The organism is Alkalibaculum bacchi (genome assembly GCF_937875145.1).
Taxonomy (GTDB): Bacteria; Bacillota; Clostridia; order Eubacteriales; family Alkalibacteraceae; genus Alkalibaculum; species Alkalibaculum bacchi_A.
This window is the reverse complement of the sequence record NZ_CALNCS010000104.1, coordinates 1-20,833: the sequence shown is the minus strand read 5'-3', so window position 1 is coordinate 20,833 and position 20,833 is coordinate 1. Positions and strand designations below refer to the sequence as shown.

Annotated in this window: 39 protein-coding genes; 38 read left to right on the top strand and 1 reads right to left on the bottom strand. The window is 35.5% G+C overall.

Annotated elements, in window-relative coordinates; translation table 11 throughout:
* Positions 1–479 precede the first annotated feature (479 nt).
* From rpsJ to rpsI, 38 genes are all read left to right on the top strand, one after another.
* Complete coding sequence (gene rpsJ, locus Q7P22_RS06835) at positions 480–788, top strand: 30S ribosomal protein S10 (RefSeq protein WP_113919960.1); 309 nt, start codon at positions 480–482, stop codon at positions 786–788.
* Between the two features lie 52 nt (positions 789–840).
* The gene (gene rplC / locus Q7P22_RS06830) at positions 841–1,476 is read left to right on the top strand and encodes a 50S ribosomal protein L3 (protein ID WP_303862315.1); all 636 of its coding nucleotides are present in this window, start codon (positions 841–843) and stop codon (positions 1,474–1,476) included.
* A 21-nt stretch (positions 1,477–1,497) separates the two neighbouring features.
* On the top strand, positions 1,498–2,118 hold the full coding sequence (gene rplD / locus Q7P22_RS06825) for a 50S ribosomal protein L4 (protein WP_303862314.1): 621 nt from the start codon (positions 1,498–1,500) through the stop codon (positions 2,116–2,118).
* Complete coding sequence (rplW, locus tag Q7P22_RS06820) at positions 2,115–2,408, top strand: 50S ribosomal protein L23 (protein ID WP_303862318.1); 294 nt, start codon at positions 2,115–2,117, stop codon at positions 2,406–2,408. Before rplD ends, rplW begins: the two co-directional genes overlap by 4 nt.
* Positions 2,409–2,445: 37 nt before the next feature.
* Positions 2,446–3,276, top strand: coding sequence for a 50S ribosomal protein L2 (rplB, locus tag Q7P22_RS06815; RefSeq protein ID WP_303862312.1), 831 nt, complete (start codon positions 2,446–2,448; stop codon positions 3,274–3,276).
* A gap of 23 nt (positions 3,277–3,299) precedes the next feature.
* Complete coding sequence (rpsS, locus tag Q7P22_RS06810; protein WP_113919965.1) at positions 3,300–3,581, top strand: 30S ribosomal protein S19; 282 nt, start codon at positions 3,300–3,302, stop codon at positions 3,579–3,581.
* A gap of 22 nt (positions 3,582–3,603) precedes the next feature.
* A complete protein-coding gene (gene rplV, locus Q7P22_RS06805; RefSeq protein WP_303862307.1) occupies positions 3,604–3,939 on the top strand; it encodes a 50S ribosomal protein L22 in 336 nt (111 codons plus the stop codon).
* Between the two features lie 14 nt (positions 3,940–3,953).
* Positions 3,954–4,607, top strand: coding sequence for a 30S ribosomal protein S3 (gene rpsC, locus Q7P22_RS06800; RefSeq protein ID WP_303862304.1), 654 nt, complete (start codon positions 3,954–3,956; stop codon positions 4,605–4,607).
* Between the two features lie 17 nt (positions 4,608–4,624).
* Positions 4,625–5,071: a 50S ribosomal protein L16 gene (rplP, locus tag Q7P22_RS06795; RefSeq protein WP_113919968.1), complete on the top strand. Its 447-nt coding sequence runs from the start codon at positions 4,625–4,627 to the stop codon at positions 5,069–5,071.
* Positions 5,061–5,264 carry a 50S ribosomal protein L29 gene (gene rpmC / locus Q7P22_RS06790; protein ID WP_303862300.1) on the top strand — a complete coding sequence of 68 codons (204 nt, stop codon included), beginning with the start codon at positions 5,061–5,063 and terminating at the stop codon, positions 5,262–5,264. Before rplP ends, rpmC begins: the two co-directional genes overlap by 11 nt.
* A gap of 21 nt (positions 5,265–5,285) precedes the next feature.
* Positions 5,286–5,540 (top strand): 30S ribosomal protein S17, encoded by a 255-nt coding sequence (rpsQ, locus tag Q7P22_RS06785; RefSeq protein ID WP_303862298.1) that lies wholly within the window; start codon positions 5,286–5,288, stop codon positions 5,538–5,540.
* Positions 5,541–5,568: 28 nt separating this feature from the next.
* Positions 5,569–5,937, top strand: a complete 369-nt coding sequence (rplN, locus tag Q7P22_RS06780) for a 50S ribosomal protein L14 (protein WP_303862296.1) — start codon at positions 5,569–5,571, stop codon at positions 5,935–5,937.
* A gap of 15 nt (positions 5,938–5,952) precedes the next feature.
* Positions 5,953–6,279 (top strand): 50S ribosomal protein L24, encoded by a 327-nt coding sequence (gene rplX / locus Q7P22_RS06775; RefSeq protein ID WP_303862293.1) that lies wholly within the window; start codon positions 5,953–5,955, stop codon positions 6,277–6,279.
* Positions 6,280–6,300: 21 nt separating this feature from the next.
* The gene (gene rplE / locus Q7P22_RS06770) at positions 6,301–6,840 is read left to right on the top strand and encodes a 50S ribosomal protein L5 (RefSeq protein WP_303862290.1); all 540 of its coding nucleotides are present in this window, start codon (positions 6,301–6,303) and stop codon (positions 6,838–6,840) included.
* A 15-nt stretch (positions 6,841–6,855) separates the two neighbouring features.
* Entirely contained in the window at positions 6,856–7,041 is a 186-nt protein-coding gene (locus Q7P22_RS06765; RefSeq protein WP_303862288.1) for a type Z 30S ribosomal protein S14, read from the top strand.
* A gap of 27 nt (positions 7,042–7,068) precedes the next feature.
* Positions 7,069–7,461, top strand: coding sequence for a 30S ribosomal protein S8 (gene rpsH / locus Q7P22_RS06760; RefSeq protein WP_303862285.1), 393 nt, complete (start codon positions 7,069–7,071; stop codon positions 7,459–7,461).
* A gap of 28 nt (positions 7,462–7,489) precedes the next feature.
* Positions 7,490–8,029: a 50S ribosomal protein L6 gene (gene rplF / locus Q7P22_RS06755; protein ID WP_303862282.1), complete on the top strand. Its 540-nt coding sequence runs from the start codon at positions 7,490–7,492 to the stop codon at positions 8,027–8,029.
* Between the two features lie 17 nt (positions 8,030–8,046).
* Positions 8,047–8,415, top strand: coding sequence for a 50S ribosomal protein L18 (rplR, locus tag Q7P22_RS06750; protein ID WP_303862280.1), 369 nt, complete (start codon positions 8,047–8,049; stop codon positions 8,413–8,415).
* A gap of 16 nt (positions 8,416–8,431) precedes the next feature.
* Positions 8,432–8,938, top strand: coding sequence for a 30S ribosomal protein S5 (gene rpsE / locus Q7P22_RS06745; RefSeq protein ID WP_303862278.1), 507 nt, complete (start codon positions 8,432–8,434; stop codon positions 8,936–8,938).
* Between the two features lie 12 nt (positions 8,939–8,950).
* The gene (gene rpmD, locus Q7P22_RS06740; RefSeq protein ID WP_113919979.1) at positions 8,951–9,130 is read left to right on the top strand and encodes a 50S ribosomal protein L30; all 180 of its coding nucleotides are present in this window, start codon (positions 8,951–8,953) and stop codon (positions 9,128–9,130) included.
* Positions 9,131–9,142: 12 nt separating this feature from the next.
* Positions 9,143–9,586 carry a 50S ribosomal protein L15 gene (gene rplO / locus Q7P22_RS06735; RefSeq protein ID WP_303862274.1) on the top strand — a complete coding sequence of 148 codons (444 nt, stop codon included), beginning with the start codon at positions 9,143–9,145 and terminating at the stop codon, positions 9,584–9,586.
* Position 9,587: 1 nt separating this feature from the next.
* Positions 9,588–10,844: a preprotein translocase subunit SecY gene (gene secY / locus Q7P22_RS06730; protein ID WP_303862272.1), complete on the top strand. Its 1,257-nt coding sequence runs from the start codon at positions 9,588–9,590 to the stop codon at positions 10,842–10,844.
* Positions 10,845–10,865: 21 nt separating this feature from the next.
* Positions 10,866–11,516 (top strand): adenylate kinase, encoded by a 651-nt coding sequence (locus tag Q7P22_RS06725; protein ID WP_303862268.1) that lies wholly within the window; start codon positions 10,866–10,868, stop codon positions 11,514–11,516.
* Complete coding sequence (map, locus tag Q7P22_RS06720; RefSeq protein WP_303862264.1) at positions 11,516–12,265, top strand: type I methionyl aminopeptidase; 750 nt, start codon at positions 11,516–11,518, stop codon at positions 12,263–12,265. Before Q7P22_RS06725 ends, map begins: the two co-directional genes overlap by 1 nt.
* A gap of 17 nt (positions 12,266–12,282) precedes the next feature.
* Entirely contained in the window at positions 12,283–12,594 is a 312-nt protein-coding gene (locus tag Q7P22_RS06715; RefSeq protein WP_303862261.1) for an RNA-binding protein, read from the top strand.
* A gap of 4 nt (positions 12,595–12,598) precedes the next feature.
* Positions 12,599–12,829: a translation initiation factor IF-1 gene (gene infA / locus Q7P22_RS06710; protein WP_113919985.1), complete on the top strand. Its 231-nt coding sequence runs from the start codon at positions 12,599–12,601 to the stop codon at positions 12,827–12,829.
* 14 nt (positions 12,830–12,843) lie between these two features.
* Complete coding sequence (gene rpmJ, locus Q7P22_RS06705; protein WP_102365587.1) at positions 12,844–12,957, top strand: 50S ribosomal protein L36; 114 nt, start codon at positions 12,844–12,846, stop codon at positions 12,955–12,957.
* Between the two features lie 78 nt (positions 12,958–13,035).
* Entirely contained in the window at positions 13,036–13,404 is a 369-nt protein-coding gene (gene rpsM / locus Q7P22_RS06700) for a 30S ribosomal protein S13 (protein ID WP_303862253.1), read from the top strand.
* 25 nt (positions 13,405–13,429) lie between these two features.
* The gene (rpsK, locus tag Q7P22_RS06695; RefSeq protein ID WP_303862251.1) at positions 13,430–13,825 is read left to right on the top strand and encodes a 30S ribosomal protein S11; all 396 of its coding nucleotides are present in this window, start codon (positions 13,430–13,432) and stop codon (positions 13,823–13,825) included.
* 23 nt (positions 13,826–13,848) lie between these two features.
* Entirely contained in the window at positions 13,849–14,475 is a 627-nt protein-coding gene (gene rpsD / locus Q7P22_RS06690; RefSeq protein ID WP_303862247.1) for a 30S ribosomal protein S4, read from the top strand.
* Between the two features lie 63 nt (positions 14,476–14,538).
* Positions 14,539–15,486 carry a DNA-directed RNA polymerase subunit alpha gene (locus Q7P22_RS06685; protein WP_303862244.1) on the top strand — a complete coding sequence of 316 codons (948 nt, stop codon included), beginning with the start codon at positions 14,539–14,541 and terminating at the stop codon, positions 15,484–15,486.
* A 22-nt stretch (positions 15,487–15,508) separates the two neighbouring features.
* Positions 15,509–15,850 carry a 50S ribosomal protein L17 gene (gene rplQ / locus Q7P22_RS06680; RefSeq protein ID WP_303862240.1) on the top strand — a complete coding sequence of 114 codons (342 nt, stop codon included), beginning with the start codon at positions 15,509–15,511 and terminating at the stop codon, positions 15,848–15,850.
* 120 nt (positions 15,851–15,970) lie between these two features.
* Positions 15,971–16,807, top strand: a complete 837-nt coding sequence (locus Q7P22_RS06675; protein WP_303862237.1) for an energy-coupling factor transporter ATPase — start codon at positions 15,971–15,973, stop codon at positions 16,805–16,807.
* Entirely contained in the window at positions 16,792–17,655 is an 864-nt protein-coding gene (locus Q7P22_RS06670; protein ID WP_303862235.1) for an energy-coupling factor transporter ATPase, read from the top strand. Before Q7P22_RS06675 ends, Q7P22_RS06670 begins: the two co-directional genes overlap by 16 nt.
* Positions 17,648–18,451, top strand: a complete 804-nt coding sequence (locus tag Q7P22_RS06665; protein ID WP_303862232.1) for an energy-coupling factor transporter transmembrane protein EcfT — start codon at positions 17,648–17,650, stop codon at positions 18,449–18,451. The genes Q7P22_RS06670 and Q7P22_RS06665 overlap by 8 nt, the downstream gene beginning before the upstream one ends.
* A complete protein-coding gene (truA, locus tag Q7P22_RS06660) occupies positions 18,448–19,194 on the top strand; it encodes a tRNA pseudouridine(38-40) synthase TruA (RefSeq protein WP_303862229.1) in 747 nt (248 codons plus the stop codon). Before Q7P22_RS06665 ends, truA begins: the two co-directional genes overlap by 4 nt.
* Positions 19,195–19,321: 127 nt before the next feature.
* Positions 19,322–19,765, top strand: a complete 444-nt coding sequence (rplM, locus tag Q7P22_RS06655) for a 50S ribosomal protein L13 (protein ID WP_303862227.1) — start codon at positions 19,322–19,324, stop codon at positions 19,763–19,765.
* 20 nt (positions 19,766–19,785) lie between these two features.
* Complete coding sequence (gene rpsI / locus Q7P22_RS06650) at positions 19,786–20,172, top strand: 30S ribosomal protein S9 (RefSeq protein ID WP_303862225.1); 387 nt, start codon at positions 19,786–19,788, stop codon at positions 20,170–20,172.
* Between the two features lie 96 nt (positions 20,173–20,268).
* Here the strand turns inward: rpsI and Q7P22_RS06645 are convergent.
* Positions 20,269–20,833 (bottom strand): site-specific integrase (locus Q7P22_RS06645; protein ID WP_303862223.1); only part of this gene is annotated, 565 nt, incomplete at its 5' end.

Below are 20,833 nucleotides of genomic sequence, written 5' to 3'. Positions count from 1 at the left end.
GAAGGCGGAAGAACAGTAGGTTCAGGAGTTATATCTGAAATTCTATAATAAAAAAAGGGCTAAGGCCCTTTTTTTATTAGTCGTAATTTCAAAGTACTAGCCTATCCTAAGGGTATTTCTTTTACGTCAAGTCACTATTGGTGACTAAAATTTCTATTTCGAGCTAAATAAAACAAATAATAAGTAGATTTTTAATGAATAAACAAGCATTTCGAAAAAATAAGTAAATTATTTAAAAAAATACACAAAAAAACTTGTATCCAAGTTCTAGTTATTATATAATATGTAAGCTGTGACAAATGCGATGAAGTGAAAGGTAGCTATGCAATAGGGAATTTTCACGGAGTAGTCCAGATCATGAATCGGGCGACGTTATTTTTGGGGAAATTCATTGTTTTTTAATAATGAAACACCAGGCAGGGTGTTCCTAAGGATATAAGTCGTACCTAATAAAAATTTTCGAGGAGGGGAATTTAGGTATGGCAAAACAAAAAATTAGAATTCGACTTAAGGCATATGATCACAAGGTATTAGATCAATCTGCTTTAAAAATTGTAGAAACGGCAAAGAGAACTGGTGCTGAAGTGTCAGGTCCTGTGCCATTGCCAACGGATAAAGAAATCATTACTATTCTTAGAGCAGTACACAAATACAAAGACTCTAGAGAACAATTCGAAATGAGAACACATAAAAGATTAGTCGATATCTTAAATCCAACACCAAAGACAGTAGATGCTCTTATGAGATTAGATTTACCTGCAGGTGTCGACATTGAAATAAAACTTTAAAAAAGGTATTATGATTGCCCTGAGCAATCCGCTGATATAGGAGGTGTAACGATTGAAGAAAGCTATTATTGGAAAAAAAGTAGGAATGACTCAAATATTTAACGCAGAAGGTCAAATGGTACCAGTGACGGTTGTAGAAGTTGGTCCTTGTAAAGTAGTACAAATTAAAAATCAAGAAGTAGATGGTTATAGTGCCCTTCAAATTGGTTATAAACAGGTGAAGGAAAGCAAAGTAACAAAGCCTATAAAAGGCCATTTTGATAAAGTAAACGTCGATTACATGAGAGTGTTAAGAGAGTTTAAGCTAGAAGATATTTCTGCATACGAAGTTGGTCAAGAATTAAAGGCAGATGTATTTGAAGCTGGAGATAAAATTGATATAACAGGTACTTCTAAAGGTAAAGGTTTTGCAGGTGTTATAAAACGACACGGACAATCTAGAGGACCTATGAAGCACGGTTCTAAATATCATAGAAGCCCTGGTTCAATGGGTGGTTCATCTAGCCCTTCAAGAGTTAGAAAAGGTAAAAAACTACCAGGACAAATGGGTAATGAAAAAGTAACGGTTCAAAATTTAGAAGTCGTTAGAGTAGACGCTGACAGAAATTTATTACTTGTTAAAGGCGCAGTTCCAGGAATTCGAGGAAGTGTAGTCACTATCAAGGATTCAGTTAAGAGCTCAAAGTAATATAAGGAAGGAGGACTAGGAATGGCAAAAGTTGATGTTTTAAATATTAAAGGCGAAAAAGTTGAAGAAATAAATTTAAACGATGATGTTTTTGCAATTGAACCTAATGAAGCAGTTGTACATCAAGTGGTAGTAGCTCAACTTGCTAACAAAAGACAAGGCACTCAATCAACAAAAACAAGATCAGAAGTAAGAGGCGGCGGAAGAAAACCTTGGAGACAAAAGGGAACAGGTCGCGCTAGAGCAGGTAGCATCCGTTCACCACTATGGAAGGGTGGCGGCGTTATATTCGCTCCTAAGCCAAGAGATTACTCACAAAAAGTAAACAAAAAGATGAGAAGATTAGCAATGAAATCTGTATTGTCTTCAAAAGTACTAGATAACGAGCTAATTGTATTAGATAGTTTAAACTTTGATGCTCCAAAGACAAAAGAGATGATTGAAGTACTGAAAAATGTAAATGCAAACAAAGCATTGCTTGTTTTAGCAAACAGTGATGAAAATGTATATAAATCAGCTAGAAATATTCCTGATGTTGCAACAGTGACAGTTGATAGTTTAAATGTGTACGATATGTTGAAATACTATCAATTGGTTGTGACAAAAGAAGCTGCTCAAAAAATTGAGGAGGTGTACGCATAATGTTAAGTCCTCATGATATTATCGTAAAGCCAATCGTTACTGAAAAAAGCATGGATGACATGGCTGAAAAGAAATATACTTTTAAAGTAATGAAAAAAGCGAACAAAGTTCAAATCGCAAACGCAGTGGAAACAGTGTTCGGCGTAAAAGTAGAAAAAGTATATACAATGAACATGACTGGCAAGAAAAAACGTATGGGAAGATTCGTTGGAAAAAGATCTGATTGGAAAAAAGCAATTGTCAAATTAACAGAAGATAGCAAAGAAATTCAATTCTTTGAAGGACTCTAAAAGTTTGATAATCTATAGCACAAGGAGGTAAGAATAAATGGGTATTAAAGTATACAAACCTACTTCCCCAGCTAGAAGAAACATGAGCGTTAGTACATTTGAAGAAATTACTACTGACACTCCTGAAAAAAGCTTGCTAGCACCCTTAAATAAAAAGGCTGGAAGAAATGATAATGGAAAAATCACTGTCAGACATAGAGGCGGTGGAGAAAAAAGAAAATACAGAATTATTGATTTTAAGAGAAATAAAGATGGTGTTCCTGCAAAGGTAGCAACAATCGAATACGATCCAAATAGAACATCTAATATCGCATTACTACATTATGTTGATGGCGAAAAAAGATATATCATTGCTCCTGTAGACTTACATGTAGGCGACACAGTTGTTTCAGGACCTGAAGCGGATATCAGAACTGGTAATGCATTGCCACTTTCTAGTATTCCAGTAGGTACAGTTGTTCACAATATTGAATTAAAAGTAGGTAAAGGTGGACAAATGGCAAGATCAGCTGGTGCGTATGCTCAGTTAATGGCCAAAGAAGGCAATTATGCTATTCTTAGACTACCATCTGGCGAAATGAGGATGGTTCGTAAAGAGTGTAGAGCGACTGTTGGACAAGTAGGTAATACGGATCACAGTAATCTTACAATCGGTAAAGCTGGACGTGTAAGACATATGGGTATCAGACCAACTGTAAGAGGTTCTGTAATGAATCCTAACGATCACCCTCACGGTGGAGGTGAAGGTAGAACTCCAATTGGCCGACCAGGTCCATCAACTCCATGGGGTAAACCTGCACTTGGATACAAGACAAGAAACAAAAATAAACCATCTAATAAGTATATCGTTAGAGGTAGAAAAAAATAGCACTGAGAGGAGGTAACTAGCCCATGAGTAGATCGGTAAAGAAGGGCCCTTTTGTACAAGAAAGACTCTTAAAAAGAATTGAAGAAATGAACGAAAAGAATGAAAAGAAAGTCATTAAGACTTGGTCAAGAAGTTCAACAATTTTTCCACAAATGATAGGTCATACTATTGCAGTTTATGATGGAAGAAAACACGTTCCTGTTTATATATCTGAAGATATGGTAGGCCATAAATTAGGTGAATTTGCTCCTACTAGAACATTTAGAGGTCATGCAGGAGAAAAAACTTCAGGTGTTAGAAAATAAGGTTTGGAAGGAGGTATACTAATTGGAAGCTAAAGCTACAGTTAAATATATAGGGATTCCCCCTAGAAAAGCGAAATTAGTTATCGATTTAATTAGAGGAAAAAAGCTAGGTGAAGCGTTAAATATATTAGCATTGACACCAAATAAATCAGCAAAAGTTGTAGAAAAATTAGTAAAGTCTGCTGCTGCAAACGCTGAAAATAATTATGATATGGATCCTGCAAACTTGTATATCGCTGAGATTTGTGCAAATCAAGGTCCTACCTTAAAGAGATTTAGAGCAGGTTCTATGGGTAGAGCGAGCGTAATCAAAAAGAGAAGCAGTCATATATCTGTTGTGTTGAAAGAAAAAGAGTGAGGAGGGGATAATTAGTGGGTCAAAAAGTAAATCCGCACGGATTAAGAGTTGGCGTTATTAAAGACTGGAGTACTAGATGGTATGCAAAAGATAAAGACTTTGCAGACTTATTAATAGAAGATAATAAAATTAGAAAATTTATTAAGAAAACACAGTTTCAAGCAGGTGTATCTAAAATTGAAATTGAAAGATACGCAAATAGAGTTAAAATTCACATCTACACAGCTAAACCAGGTATGATTATCGGTAAGGGCGGAGCTGGTATTGAGGCTCTTAGACAAGAGATTGCTAAGAAAACAGGTAAAAATATTTTCATTAATATCGTAGAAGTAAAACAAGTAGATGTTGACGCTCAATTAGTTGCTGAAAACATTGCATCTCAAATCGAAAGAAGAGTTTCTTTTAGAAGAGCTATGAAGCAAGCAATTAGCAGAGCTATGAGATTTGGTGCTTTAGGTATTAAAACTGGCATATCAGGACGTTTAAACGGTGCTGAAATGGCAAGAAGAGAGCATTATAGCGAAGGCAATGTGCCACTTCATACACTTAGAGCAGATATCGAATATGGTTTTGCTGAAGCAAACACAACTTATGGAAAAATAGGAATTAAAGTATGGATAAATAAAGGAGAAGTTCTTCCTGAAAAGAAGGTTAGCAAGAAGAACTAAGGAAGGAGGATACCGTTATGTTAATGCCTAAAAGAGTAAAGAGAAGAAGAGTGTTCAGAGGCCGAATGAAAGGCAAAGCAACTCGAGGCAATACGATAACTTACGGAGAATACGCAATTCAGGCTACTGAGCCAGGCTGGATTACTTCAAGACAAATTGAAGCAGCTCGTGTTGCGATGACAAGATATATAAAAAGAGGTGGTCAAGTTTGGATTAAGATTTTCCCAGACAAACCAGTCACTCAAAAACCTGCTGAAACTCGAATGGGTTCTGGTAAGGGTTCACCAGAATACTGGGTAGCAGTAGTTAAACCAGGTAGAGTAATGTTTGAAATTGCTGGTGTATCAGAAGAGCTAGCTCGTGAAGCTATGAGACTAGCACAGCATAAACTACCTATAAAGACAAAATTTATATCACGCAAGGATATTGAAGAGGAAGTGGGTGGACAATCCGATGAAGGCTAAAGAGATTAGAGAGCTAACTACTCCAGAATTAAATCAGAAATTAGTTGATTTAAAAGAAGAATTATTTAATCTAAGATTTCAAATGGCAACTGGTCAATTGGATAACCCAATGAGAATAAGAGAAGTAAAAAGAACTTATGCAAAGGTAAAAACAATTCTTAGAGAACGTGAAATAAAAGTAATAGAAGCTTAATGAAAGAAGGAGGTCTGACTAGTGGAAAGAGCATTTAGAAAGACGATAGTCGGAAAAGTTGTCAGTGATAAAATGGACAAAACGATCGTCGTTGCTGTTGAGACTTTTGTAAAGCACCCTCTTTACAATAAACGAGTTAAAAAAACAGTAAAGTTTAAAGCGCATGACGAAGAAAATGTATGCAAAACTGGCGATACAGTAAAATTAATGGAAACAAGACCTTTAAGTAAAGACAAAAGATGGAGAATGATCGACATCGTTAAAAAGGCACAATAATTACCGGTGCTGAAGGGAGGTAATAGTTATGATACAACAAGAAACTAGACTAAAAGTTGCAGACAATACTGGGGCGAAAGAACTTTTATGTATTAGAGTTCTAGGCGGTTCTGGTAAAAGATATGCAAAAGTTGGAGATATAATTGTTTGTTCTGTAAAAAGCGCAACGCCAGGCGGTGTTGTTAAAAAAGGTGAGGTAGTAAAAGCGGTAGTAGTTCGAACAAAAAAATCTACTAGAAGAAATGACGGAAGCTATATTGCATTCGATCAAAACGCTGCTGTTATCATCAAAGATGATCAACAACCAAGAGGAACTCGTATATTCGGACCTGTAGCTAGAGAGCTAAGAGAAAAGAAATTTATGAAAATATTGTCCCTAGCACCAGAGGTACTATAAGAGGAGGTGACTTTATTGGCTAACAAAGTCCATGTAAAAAAAGATGATATAGTTATGGTAAACGCAGGTAAGAGCAAAGGCGTTAAAGGCAAAGTCTTAGCTGTTTACCCTAAAGAAAATAGAGTAGTCGTTGAAGGTGTTAATATCATTACAAAACATATGAAACCTTCACAACAATCGCCACAAGGCGGTATCGTAAAAAAAGAAGGAAAAATCCACGCTTCTAATGTATTATTATACTGTGAAAAATGCCAAAAAGGCGTTCGAGTTGGGAAGAAATTCTTAGAAGATGGTTCAAAAGTAAGATACTGTAAAAAGTGCGGAGAAACATTTAACAAGTAGTTGGGAAGGAGGTACTATTAGATGCCTAGATTAAAGGATAAATATACAACAGAAGTAATTCCAGCATTAATGGAAAAATTCAAATATAAAAATATTATGGAAGTTCCTAAACTAGAAAAGGTCGTTATCAATATGGGTTTAGGAGATGCCAAAGATAATTCAAAAGCTTTTGAAGCAGCAGTAAATGATTTGGCTATTATCTCAGGTCAAAAGCCGATAATAACAAAAGCAAAAAAATCTGTATCAAATTTTAAACTTAGAGAAGGTATGAACATCGGTTCTAAAGTTACTCTAAGAGCTAACAGAATGTATGAATTTACTGATAAATTATTAAATATCGCATTGCCTAGAGTTAGAGACTTCAGTGGGGTTTCAAACAAGTCATTTGATGGAAGAGGAAATTACTCTTTAGGAATTAAAGAGCAATTAATTTTCCCAGAAATTGAATACGACAAGGTAGATAAAATAAGAGGTATGGATATCATTTTTGTAACGACTGCAAAGAGTGATGAAGAAGCATTGGAATTATTGACTTTGCTTGGAATGCCTTTTAAAAGATAATAGGAGGAATAACAAATGGCTAAAAAAGCAATGGTGAATAAACAACAAAAAACACCTAAGTATTCTACAAGGGCTTATAATAGATGCCGTATTTGCGGAAGACCTCACGGATATTTAAGAAAATACGGAATTTGCAGAATATGTTTTAGAGAATTGGCTTATAAAGGCGAAATACCAGGCGTTAAAAAAGCAAGCTGGTAATTGATTTAGTGGAAGGAGGTATAAGCAATGACTGATCCAATAGCAGATATGCTTACAAGAATTAGGAATGCGAGCAATGCAAAACATGATACAGTAGAAATTCCTGCATCTAATGAAAAGAAAGCAATTGCAAAGATTTTATTAGAAGAAGGATTTATTAAAAAAGTTGAGTATATAGATGACAATCTTCAAGGCATTATTAAAATTGCTTTGAAATATGGTGAAAACAAAGAACGTATCATCACTGGTATTAAGAGGATTTCTAAACCAGGTTTAAGAGTATACAGCAATAAAGAAGAATTGCCAAAAGTACTAAACGGCTTAGGAATCGCAATTATTTCAACATCTAAGGGTGTTGTGACGGACAAAGTTGCTAGAAAAGCAGGCGTAGGCGGAGAAGTGCTTTGTTACGTTTGGTAATAGTATTATTTGATTAGGAGGTGCTAGTATGTCTAGAATAGGAAGATTACCTATAACAATTCCATCAGGGGTTACTATTGATATGAATGACGGTGTAGTCACTGTTAAAGGACCTAAGGGTCAACTTATAAAAGAATTTCACCCTGATATGAAAATAGAACTAAATGAACAAGAATTAACTGTGTCAAGACCTTCTGATAAGAAAGAACACAGATCATTACACGGCTTGACAAGATCACTTATAAATAACATGGTAGTAGGTGTAACAAATGGTTTTGAGAAAAAACTTGAAATCAATGGCGTAGGGTACAGAGCTGCAAAGCAAGGAAATAAATTGACTTTAAGCCTTGGTTACTCACATCCAGTAGAAATAATTGATCCAGATGGTGTTAGTACAGCAGTAGAAGGTACAAATAAAATCACTGTTTCTGGAATCGATAAAGAAGCGGTAGGTTTACATGCTGCAAATATCAGAAGCAAAAGAGCTCCTGAGCCATATAAAGGTAAAGGTATTAAATATGCGGATGAAGTAATCAGACGTAAAGAAGGTAAAACAGGCAAGAAGTAAGAAGGAGTGAATCCAGTATGATTAAAAAGCCAATAAAAAATAAAGTAAGAAAAGGTAGACATAAAAGACTGAGATATAAAATCAGCGGAACTACTCAAAGACCTCGTTTAAATGTCTTCAGAAGTAACTCAAATATTTACGCTCAAATTATTGATGACGTAAACGGAGCTACTTTAGTTGCCGCTTCTTCTCTTGATAAAGATCTAAAAGGTACTTTAGAATCCCTTAATCATAAAGAAGTAGCAAAGGCTGTTGGCAAAGCTATTGGTGAAAAAGCCGTATCAAAAGGCATTGAGTCAGTAGTATTTGATCGTGGCGGTTATATATACCACGGACGAGTTAAAGAACTTGCAGACGGAGCAAGAGAAGCAGGACTTAAATTCTAGGAAAAGGAGGTTAATTATGCAAAAGCAATTAATTGATGCGAGTGCTCTTGATTTAAAAGAAAGAGTTGTAACAATAAATAGAGTAACTAAAGTTGTTAAAGGCGGTAGAAACTTTAGATTTAGCTGTTTAGTAGTAGTCGGAGATGAAAATGGTCACGTAGGAGCTGGAGTTGGTAAAGCTTTAGAAATCCCAGAAGCGATTCGAAAAGGCATTGAAGACGCAAAGAAAAATCTTATTAAAGTTCCAATCGTAAAAACGACAATCCCACATGCTATAAATGGAAAATTCGGCGCTGGTAGTGTTCTATTAAAACCAGCTGGAAAGGGTACTGGAGTTATCGCTGGTGGTCCAGTTCGTGCCGTACTTGAATTAGCAGGTATTAGGGATATTAGAACAAAATCTCTGGGAACAAACAATGAGAGAAATATGGTTAATGCAACAATGGATGGTTTATCTCGATTGACTACAGTAGAAGAAGTTGCTAAAAAGAGAGGGAAAACCCCAGAAGAGATTTTAGGATAGGAGGGATTATCCTTGGCTAATTTAAAAATAAAGCTTAAAAGAAGTAAAATCGGAAGAAAAAAAGACCAAATTGCAACCATTGAAGCTTTGGGACTTAAAAAAATCGGTCAAACGGTTATAAAAGAAGATACACCTCAAATAAGAGGTATGGTTAAAAAAGTGGACTTTATGCTAGATGTAGAAGAAGTATAAGGAGGTGTAGTAATGAGATTACATGAATTAAAACCTGCAGAAGGCTCAACTCATAAGAAGAAGAGAAAAGGTAGAGGTACTGGTACAGGACTTGGTAAAACAGCTGGAAGAGGTCAAGATGGCCAAAAATCAAGAGCTGGCGGCGGAGTACGAATCGGTTTTGAAGGTGGTCAGATGCCACTTGCTAGAAGACTTCCTAAGAGAGGTTTCTCTAACGCAAAATTTAAAACACAATATGCTATTGTAAATGTTCAAGACTTAAATGTATTTGAAAAAGATACAGTGGTAAGCCCAGAAATATTAAAAGAAGCAGGTTTAATCAGCAAATTATTAGACGGCGTCAAGATACTAGGCGAGGGAGAACTAAATGTTGCCCTTACAGTAAGAGCTAATAAAATAAGTAAATCTGCTGAAGAAAAAATAACATCAGCAGGAGGAAAGGTAGAGGTGATTTAATATGCTTTCTACCTTAAGGGACGCTTGGAAGATCCCTGAGCTCAGGAACAAAATTATATTCACCTTAATCATGCTGTTTATCTATCGTTTAGGTACGTTTATACCTGTACCTTACATTGATACAGAGGTTTTGCAACAGTATATATCTGATGGTGGCATGTTAGGTTTGTTCGACATTATGTCAGGGGGAAACTTTAGCAACTTTACTATCTTTGCAATGAGCATTACACCTTATATTAACTCATCTATTATCATGAACTTATTGACTTTTGCTATCCCATCACTTGAGAGACTTGCAAAAGAAGGTGAAGAAGGTAGAAAGAAAATCACTCAGTATACTAGATATTTAACTATATTACTAGCGATTGTTCAAGCTTTGGGAATTGCACTTTCATTCTCAAACATCTTAACTGAGAAAAGTTGGATGACGATCTCTATAGTGATCATTACAATCACCGCAGGAACAGCTTTCTTGATGTGGTTAGGGGAGCAAATAACGGAAAGTGGAATCGGGAATGGTATCTCTTTAATTATCTTTATAAGTATTATCTCTCGTTTACCATCTAGTATAGTTGAATTGTTTAAATTGGTACAGGTTGGAACTTTACATTGGTTAAGTGTTGTGTTATTCTTTATTTTTGCAATAGTTGTTATCGTAGCTGTTGTAGCAGTACAAGAAGGCCAAAGGAAAATTCCTGTGCAATACTCTAAAAGAGTTGTAGGTAGAAAGATGTATGGGGGCCAAAGCACTCATATACCTCTTAAAGTAAATATGGCTGGCGTTATACCAGTAATATTTGCAAGTTCGATAACGATGTTCCCAGCGACTTTAGCTAGTTTCTTTCCAAGCTCAAGCGTAGCAAACTGGATTAATAAATTCTTTGCATGGGGAAATGTATTCACAACAATTGTGTATATCATATTGATTATTGCCTTTACGTATTTTTATACGGCGATTACATTTAATCCTATTGAAATTGCTGATAATATGAAGAAACAAGGTGGGTTTATACCAGGGATTAGACCAGGAAAACCTACATCTGATTACTTTAATAAATCAGTTACAAAGCTAACGTTGTTTGGTGGAGTATTCTTAGCAGCTGTTGCGGTTATTCCAATAGTGGTGGGCAATATCATGGACGTTAACCTTCAATTTGGAGGTACCAGTCTTTTAATTATCGTTGGTGTAGCCCTAGACACAATTAAACAACTAGAATCACAGATGCTAATGAGAAATTATCAAGGGTTTTTAAAGTAAATAAGGAACGGAGATGGAACTGTGAGAATTGTATTATTAGGACCTCCAGGAGCTGGAAAGGGAACACAAGCTGCTAAAATTATTGAAAAGTATAGTGTTCCACATATTTCCACGGGAGATATCTTTAGAAAAAACTTAAAAGAAGGCACACCTCTTGGTGTTAAGGCAAAGGGGTATATGGACCAGGGTTTACTTGTTCCAGATGAATTGGTAGTTGATCTAGTAAAGGACAGACTTTTAGAAGAAGATTGTGTAGACGGATTTATGTTAGACGGTTTTCCAAGAACTGTTCTTCAAGCAGAGGCATTAGAAGAAGAACTGATTAGATTAGGTCAGACTTTAAATGCAGTGATCAATATCAATGTAGATGCTGAACTTTTATTTAAAAGATTAACTGGAAGGCGAATATGTAAATCTTGTGGTGCTACGTACCATGTTTACTTTAACCCTACAAAGTCAGAAGGCATTTGTGACAAATGTGCAGGAGAACTTTATCAACGTGATGACGATCAAGAAACTACAGTTAAAAAAAGACTTGAAGTTTATCAAGAACAAACTCAACCACTAATTGATTATTATAAAAATAAGGGAACTCTTGTAGATATAGATGGCGTTGGAGAAATCGATGATGTATTTAGTCGAGTTAGCGCCTCTCTTCAGGAGCGAGCATAATGATTATTATCAAATCCCCATCTGAAATAGAGTTATTACGAAAAGCGGGGAAATTAGTAGCCCAAACTCACGAATTGATGAAAAAACATGTAAGACCTGGTATTACCACATTAGAATTGGATAGAATAGCAGAAGAGTACATCCGTAAGTCAGGTGGAACGCCAACTTTTAAAGGCTATAATGGATTTCCAGCTTCAATTTGTGCATCTGTTAACGACCAAGTTGTCCACGGCTTTCCTTCTAAGAGACGTTTAGAAGAAGGAGATATTATCGCTATTGATATAGGGGCAACTTTAGATGGGTATGTTGGTGATAGTGCAAAGACTTATCCAGTAGGGCAGATTGATGAAGAAGCAAAGCGATTAATTGAAGTGACGAGACAGAGTTTTTATGATGGAATAGAAAAGGCAATCAATGGAAATAGATTATCTGACATATCTAATGCCATACAAACCACGGTTGAGAATAATGGTTTTTCTATAGTGGTTGACTATGTAGGTCATGGTGTTGGAAGGGAAATGCACGAAGATCCACCTATACCTAATTATGGAAGACCAGGAAGAGGTCCCAGACTACAAGAAGGTATGGTATTGGCAATTGAACCAATGGTTAATCAAGGAATCTACAATGTAAAAGTCCTTGACGATGATTGGACTGTTGTTACACTTGATGGCAAATTATCAGCTCATTATGAACATACAATTGCTATTACAAAAGACGGTCCACCAGATATACTGACAATCTTATAAGGTACAGAGGTGAATTCATGGAAGAACAAGACTTAAATTTAGGTCAAGTTGTTTGTTCACTTGCTGGTAGAGATAAAGGACACTTGTTTCTAGTGATCGAAAAAGTAGATGTTCGTCATGTAATCATAAGTGACGGTAAATATCGAAAAGTTGATAAAGGAAAGAAAAAGAAAGTCAAACACCTGAAAAAGACGAACTATATAGTCTATGAGCTACAGAAGAGTTTAGAAGAACATAAAACAATATCTGATGCCCAGATTAGAAGATATCTGAAAGACTATCAACAAAGCCTGCAAGGCACATACCTGAATGAAGAATGGGGGAATTGAAAATATGGCTAAACAAGATATGATTGAAGTAGAAGGTACGGTGTTAGAAGCACTTCCTAATACGGTATTTCAAGTAGAATTAGAAAGCGGACACAAAATACTAGCGCATATATCCGGTAAGCTTAGGATGAATTATATAAGAATATTGCCAGGAGATAAGGTAATAGTCGAATTATCACCTTATGACTTAACCCGTGGCCGAATTATATGGCGTGGTAAGGGTAAAAAGGTATAGAGGAGGAATCTATTATGAAAGTTAGACCATCAGTTAAGCCTATTTGTGAAAAATGTAAAATTATTAAGAGAAAAGGCAAAGTAATGGTTATTTGTGAGAATCCTAGACACAAACAAAAACAAGGTTAATAACAATGAATGTGATGCGGCTGAATACAATACTGTCATGTTCTTTATATACAAATACAATCTAACAGGAGGTGTGACATGGCTAGAATCGCCGGTGTAGACTTACCAAAAGAAAAAAGAATTGAAATAGGGTTAACTTATATTTATGGCATTGGAAATACAAGTGCTAAAAAGATCTTAGAAAAGACTGGTGTAAACCCTGATACAAGAGTAAAAGATTTGACTGAAGCAGAAGAAAATCAATTAAGAACACTTATTGATGAGGAGTATACTGTTGAAGGTGACTTAAGAAGAGAAGTAAACTTAAATATAAAGAGATTAATTGAAATAGGTAGCTATAGAGGACTTCGTCATAGAAGAGGTTTACCTGTAAGAGGTCAAAAAACCAAGACGAATGCTAGAACGAGAAAAGGTCCAAAGAGAACTGTAAGCAGAAAGAAAAAATAGTTTAGGATAGGAGGGGAAGAGCAGAGTGGCAGCAAAAAAAGTAGTAAGAAGTAGAAAAAAGAAGATTAAAAAGAATATTGAACGCGGTCAAGCTCACATTCAATCTACATTTAACAATACCATTGTCACAATCACAGATGTTGCTGGAAATGCATTGTCTTGGGCAAGTGCTGGTGGATTAGGTTTTAAAGGTTCTAGAAAAAGCACTCCTTATGCAGCTCAAATGGCAGCAGAAGAAGCAGCAAGTGCAGCAATGGAACACGGTTTAAAGCATGTTGAAGTCTTTGTAAAAGGACCAGGCTCAGGAAGAGAAGCTGCAATAAGATCATTACAAGCAGCAGGTTTAGAGATTACTTCTATTAAAGACGTAACTCCTATACCACATAATGGATGTAGACCACCAAAGAGAAGAAGAGTTTAGTTAGACTAGGAGGTGTAAAAAAGATGGCAAGATATACAGAAGCAGTATGCAGACTATGTAGACGTGAAAACATGAAACTATACCTTAAAGGGGATAGATGTTATACAAATAAATGTGCAATTGATCGTAGAGGTTATGCTCCAGGTCAACATGGACAAAGAAAGCACAAACAAACAGAATACGGCATGCAACTTAGAGAAAAACAAAAAGCTAAGAGAATTTACGGCATATTAGAAAGTCAATTTAGAAAATATTATGACATGGCTGTAAAGAAAAAGGGTGTAACAGGTAATAACTTACTACAAATCCTTGAAACTCGTTTAGACAATGTTGTTTATCGACTAGGTTTCGCAGCATCAAGAAAAGAAGCAAGACAATTAGTTTTACATGAACACTTTACTGTAAATGGTAAAAAGGTAAATATTCCTTCTTATCTAATAGAAGCAGGCGATGTAATTCAATTAAAAGATAAGAGCAAAAAGTCCGACAAATTTAAAGCTGTTGTAGAATCTACTTCTAGCAAGATTGTTCCAAAATGGTTAGAAGTTGATGTGGATAAATTTGAAGGAAAAGTAATCGTACTACCTGAAAGAGAAGACATTGACTTAGAAATTCAAGACCATTTAATTGTAGAGCTTTACTCAAGATAATTTTTTTAATTAGTTACCCTCAGAAAATTCCACGATTTACAAAATATTATAGGAGGGTTTTTAATGATAGAAATTGAAAAACCAAGAATCGAGATAATCGAATTGTCAGATGACGATACCTATGGAAAATTCAGTGTTGAGCCTTTAGAGAGAGGTTATGGTATAACTTTAGGGAATTCACTTAGAAGGATTTTACTATCCTCTCTTCCAGGCGCAGCAGTTACAAGTGTTAAAATTGAAGGTGTTTTACACGAATTTTCTACTGTCCCTGGAGTAGCAGAAGATGTGGTTGAGATTATCCTGAACCTAAAAAAGATTGCTGCTAGATTATACAGCGAGGAACCAAAACTTGTGCGCATCGAGAAAAAAGGTGAAGGCGAAGTCACGGCAGCGGATATAATTGGCGATGCAGATGTAGAGATTTTAAATCCTGATCTACATATCGCTACATTGAGTAAAGATGCAGAATTGAATATGGAAATCGTGTTTGAAAAAGGTAGAGGTTATGTTTCTTCCGATAAAAACAAGAAACAAGAACAACCTATTGGCACGATTCCAATTGATTCTTCCTTTACGCCTGTAAGAAAGGTTAATTACGATGTAACGGATACTAGAGTAGGTCAAGTGATTGATTATGATAAATTGACTATGGAAGTGTGGACAGATGCGTCCTTATCTCCAGAAGAAGCTGTCTCTCTCGCGGCAAAAATACTAAACGAGCATTTAAATCTCTTTATCAACTTAACGGAACACGCAAGTACTGTCGAAATCATGGTTGAAAAAGAAGAGAACAAGAAAGAAAAAATGCTTGAAATGTCTATAGAAGAACTTGAACTTTCTGTAAGAAGTAGCAATTGTCTACGTAGAGCAAATATTAATACAGTAGAACAATTAACTCAAAAGTCTGAGGAAGATATGATGAAAGTTCGAAACTTAGGTAAAAAATCATTAAATGAAATTAAACGCAAACTCGCAGAAATCGGTCTTGGACTTAGACAGAGCGATGAGTAATAAGTAATAAGGAGGGATAAACATGGCTGGTTATAGAAAACTGGGACGTCCCACAGATGAAAGAAGGGCAATATTAAGAAACCTAGTTACTGCGTTACTAGATAATGGCAAATTAGAAACTACTGTTACTAGAGCAAAAGAAACTAGAAAAATCGCAGAAAAAATGATCACTCTTGCAAAAAGAGGAGACTTACATGCGAGAAGACAAGCCCTTTCTTATATTAATAGTGAAGCTGTTGTAGCAAAGTTGTTTTCAGAGATTGGACCAAATTACACTGATCGAAATGGTGGATATACTAGAATATACAAGCTAGGACCACGTAGAGGCGACAGTGCTGAAATGGCAATAGTCGAATTAGTATAAAGATTCCATTGATTCAAACAGTAATAATGTTTGGAAAAATGTAAAATTCGTAGATTGAATTATTGGGATTAAACGCTGTTTAATCCCTTTTCTCCATCATGAGTACAAGGAGGAAAAGCAGTGAAGGATGTCATCTTAATACAGGATGTTACCTATCGATATATACAGGATGAAGAAGAGAATACTGCTCTAAATAAGGTCAGTTTGAACATAAAAGAGGGAGAATTTGTTGCTATAATTGGACATAATGGCTCTGGCAAATCTACTTTGTCAAAGCTTATGAATGGAATACTTATGCCTACAAGCGGAGACATGGAGATTTTTGGCTTAAATACAAAAGATCCTGAAAATATTTGGAAGATAAGACAAAGTGCAGGAATGGTGTTTCAAAATCCAGATAATCAGCTTGTAGCTACAATAGTAGAAGAAGATGTAGCTTTTGGACCTGAAAACCTAGGAATTGCTCCTAAAGAAATTCGACAACGAGTGGATTGGGCTCTTGATACCGTGGGTATGTTAGATTATAAAAAACAAAAACCACATCAATTGTCTGGAGGACAAAAACAAAGAATTGCAATTGCTGGAATTTTAGCTATGAAACCTCGATGCATCATTTTAGATGAACCAACTGCCATGTTGGATCCATCTGGCAGAAGAGAAGTAATCAATACCATTAAACATTTGAATAAAGATGAAAAAATGACTATTGTTCATATTACTCATTATATGGATGAAATCGTAGATGCAGATCGGGTAATCGTCATGGAAAAAGGTAAAATCGCAATGGAAGGGAAACCAAGAGAAATATTTTCTCAGGTAGAGAAACTAACATCCCTTCGGTTAGATGTACCACAGATTACAGAATTAGCATTTGAACTGAGCAAAGAGGGGATTGACATCGATAGCAATATACTAACGGTGGATGAAATGGTGAATAAATTATGGCAATCGAATTAATTAATTTAGAACATACATTCTCTGAAGGTACGCCCTTTGAACATAAAGCCTTAGATAAGATTAGTTTAACTATTGATACAGGAAATTTTGTTGGACTTATTGGGCATACAGGTTCAGGAAAATCTACTCTAATTCAACATATTAATGGTCTCATTAAGCCTACAGGTGGCACAGTCGTCGTAGATGATTTGGATTTAAGTCATAAAGATACGAAGATGGCACAGATTAGGCGAAGAGTAGGTCTAGTATTTCAATACCCAGAGTATCAGCTCTTTGAAGAAACCATAGAAAAAGATATTGCTTTTGGGCCTACAAATCTTGGATTTGATAAGGAAGAAGTATCAAAGCGAGTTGTAGAGGCTATGGAATCCGTTGGTTTAGATTACGATGAGTACAAAGATAAATCACCTTTTGACTTGAGTGGTGGTCAGATGCGCAGAGTAGCTATTGCTGGGGTAATTGCTATGAAGCCAGATGTCTTAATATTAGATGAACCTACTGCAGGGCTAGACCCTAGAGGAAGAGATGAAATACTAGAAGAAATACAGACAATGCATAATAAATATAAGATGACAGTTATTTTAGTATCTCATAGTATGGAGGATATCGCTAAATACGCAGATAAAATCATCGTTATGTATAAAGGTAAGGTTGAATTTTATGATTCTCCTAGTAGTATCTTTAAGGAATCAGAACGATTGATAGAGATTGGATTAGCAGTGCCACAAGTTACAGAACTCATGAAAAAATTAAAGGCTGTGGACCCTTTAATTAATGAGGGTGTTTTTACTGTAGAGGCTGCCAAAGAGGAAATAATGAATATGATAAGGAGACGTAATAATGTTTAAGGACGTTACCGTTGGGCAATATTATCCTACAGATTCGATTATCCACAGTTTGGATCCAAGGACGAAAATCAATTTTACCTTTCTATATATTATTTCTTTATTTTTAATTAATAATTTTACTGGATACGTAGTAGCATTCTTGTTTTTAGTAGGGATTATCCTTTTATCAAAGATACCTGTAATGTATGTCGTAAGAGGAATCAAGGCCTTATTATTTATCATACTTTTTACTGTGATCATTAATCTCTTTATTACACCAGGAACGCCGAAATTTGAATTTTGGGTGTTTACTATTACAGAAGAAGGTATCGCCTTAGCAGTATTTATGGCACTCAGATTGATCTTCTTAGTGACCGGTACTTCGCTTATGACCTTAACCACATCTCCCATTGCCTTGACAGATGGTATTGAATATTTATTAAAAAGAGTACCCATTGTAAAGCAATATGCTCACGAATTGGCTATGATGATGACCATTGCTCTCAGATTTATTCCTACATTGATGGAAGAAACAGATAAAATCATGAAAGCGCAAAAAGCCAGAGGTGCAGATTTTGAAAGTGGCAATCTTTTTGCACGAGCAAAGAACTTAATTCCCTTATTAGTACCTTTGTTTATTAGCGCCTTTAGGCGAGCGGATGAATTAGCTATAGCTATGGAGGCAAGGTGCTACAGAGGTGGCGAAAATAGAACGAGAATGAAAGAATTAGCTTATGACAAAAGAGACTATGCAGGTTATTTTACAACTATACTTATGGTAGTGATTATCTTCTTGACTAGGTACTCTCCAATATGAGTTTTGAGAGAAATATCCAGCTTATTATAGAGTATGATGGCAGCAATTACTGTGGTTGGCAAGTTCAAAAGAATGGCATTAGTATACAGGAAGTGTTGAATAAAGCCATTCAGAAAATCATGAAAGAAGATATTTGCATTACTGGATCAGGTAGAACAGATGCAGGAGTACATGCTTTGGGACAAAGTGCTCATTTTAAGACCCATAACACGTCTATACCAATAAATAAAATTCCTTTTGCTATAAATAGTAAATTACCTAAGGATATACGCATCCAAGAGGCAATAGAAAGAGATACAGATTTTCACAGCAGGTATAGCGCTGTAGGGAAAATATATGAATATAAAATATTGAATAATGAACACGGTAGTGCTTTAGATTATAATCGTATGTATCACATTAGGGAACGGCTAGATGTAGATAAAATGCGACAAGCTGCGAAATCTTTTTTAGGAACCCACGACTTTACTGGCTTTTCTAGTGTTAATAGCAGCGTTATAAATAAAGTTAGAACAATCGATTATTCAGATTTTGATATAGATGGTACTCATATTATTTATACGGTAAGAGGCAATGGTTTTTTGTATAATATGGTACGGATTATAATTGGTACATTAATGCAAGTTGGTAAAGGAAAGATAAATCATAAGGATTTACCTATGATTATAGACAGTAAAGAGAGAACTAAAGCAGGACCTACCGCACCAGCTCATGGATTATATTTACAAAAAGTTTTGTATTAAACTATTTGACACGCCCGGCACAATGTAATAGAATATAGTAGTTAATGGCATGTTATCTGATCCAAGCCCCGGGTCAGTTTAATCATAAAAAATGAATAGAAACATAAGAAATATAGGAGGGAAAACCATGCAAGCAAGAGCTACAGTTATGGCTAAAGTCAATGAAGTAGAAAGAAAATGGTATGTAGTTGACGCAGATGGAAAGACATTAGGTAGATTAGCTACTCAGGTTGCTACAGTATTAAGAGGGAAACACAAAGCAATATATACACCTCATGTTGACACAGGAGATCATGTAATTATAATAAATGCAGAAAAAATTGTAATGACAGGTAATAAATTAGACCAAAAGGTTTACAGAAGACACACAGGATACCCAGGTGGATTAAGAGAGGTAAGCTACAGAAAATTATTAGCTGATAAGCCAGAATTCTTAGTTTACAAAGCAGTTAAAGGTATGGTTCCTAAAAACAAATTAGGAAGACAAATGCTTTCAAAATTAAAAGTATACAAAGGTAGCGAGCATCCACATCAAGCTCAAAAACCACAAGTATTAGAAATTAAAGGTTAATTAGAAAGGAGGAAAAAAGATTGGTACAATATCAAGGAACAGGTAGAAGAAAAAAATCAGTAGCTAGAGTAAGATTATTACCAGGTACAGGTAATATCACAATAAATAAAAAGAACATAAATGATTACTTTGGTTTAGAAACATTAAAAGTAATTGCAAAACAACCATTGACATTAACAGAGACATTAGACAAATATGACGTATTTGTAAATGTTCACGGTGGTGGATTTACAGGACAAGCAGGTGCAATCCGACACGGAATCGCGAGAGCATTATTGCAAGTTGATGAAAACCTAAGAGGAGACCTTAAAAAAGCAGGCTTCCTAACAAGAGACCCAAGAATGAAAGAACGTAAGAAATACGGACTTAAAAAAGCAAGAAGAGCGCCACAGTTCTCAAAACGTTAATAAGATTGTTGATATGCCAATGTGTACAAAGGATTTTTGGTTCACGTTGGTTCAAATTAACCTTAATCTTATAAAGTATTTAACAGAAAAAAAGCATCAGCATCTTGCTGGTGCTTTTTTTGACATTAATTCCAGATAATAATTCTGTGTGGTTTGAATATTAATGTGACCTAATCGCTTTGATACATAAGCAATATCTATGTCTTGAGAAAATAAAAATGATGCGTGAGTGTCTCTTAAACCGTGAAACGTTGTTTTCCTAATATCTAATTTCTTCAATAACTCTGCTAATTGTTCCGACTGTTTAAAACCGCCAAAGCTAAAAATATAACCATTCTCTTTAACAGGAATTTTACGAATGAGTTCATATACTTCTTTGTTAATAGAAACATCACGTTTTGCATTTTGTGTTTTTAATGAAGTATCATCAGAAGTAGGACTGATCGAATGTCTAACTTTTATTCCGTATTCATACAGATTCTCTGGGCGTATTGCTAGCAGTTCTCCACGTCGCATCCCCGTTTCTAATGCAAGTAGTACAAGCAAGTTAAATTCGTCTTCTGGATGCTGTAAAACGTAATTACGAAGTTTTCTAAAATCGGTGATTGGTGATAGAATAAAAAACGGAGAAGTTAAACATGGTATGTTCTTGAATCTGATA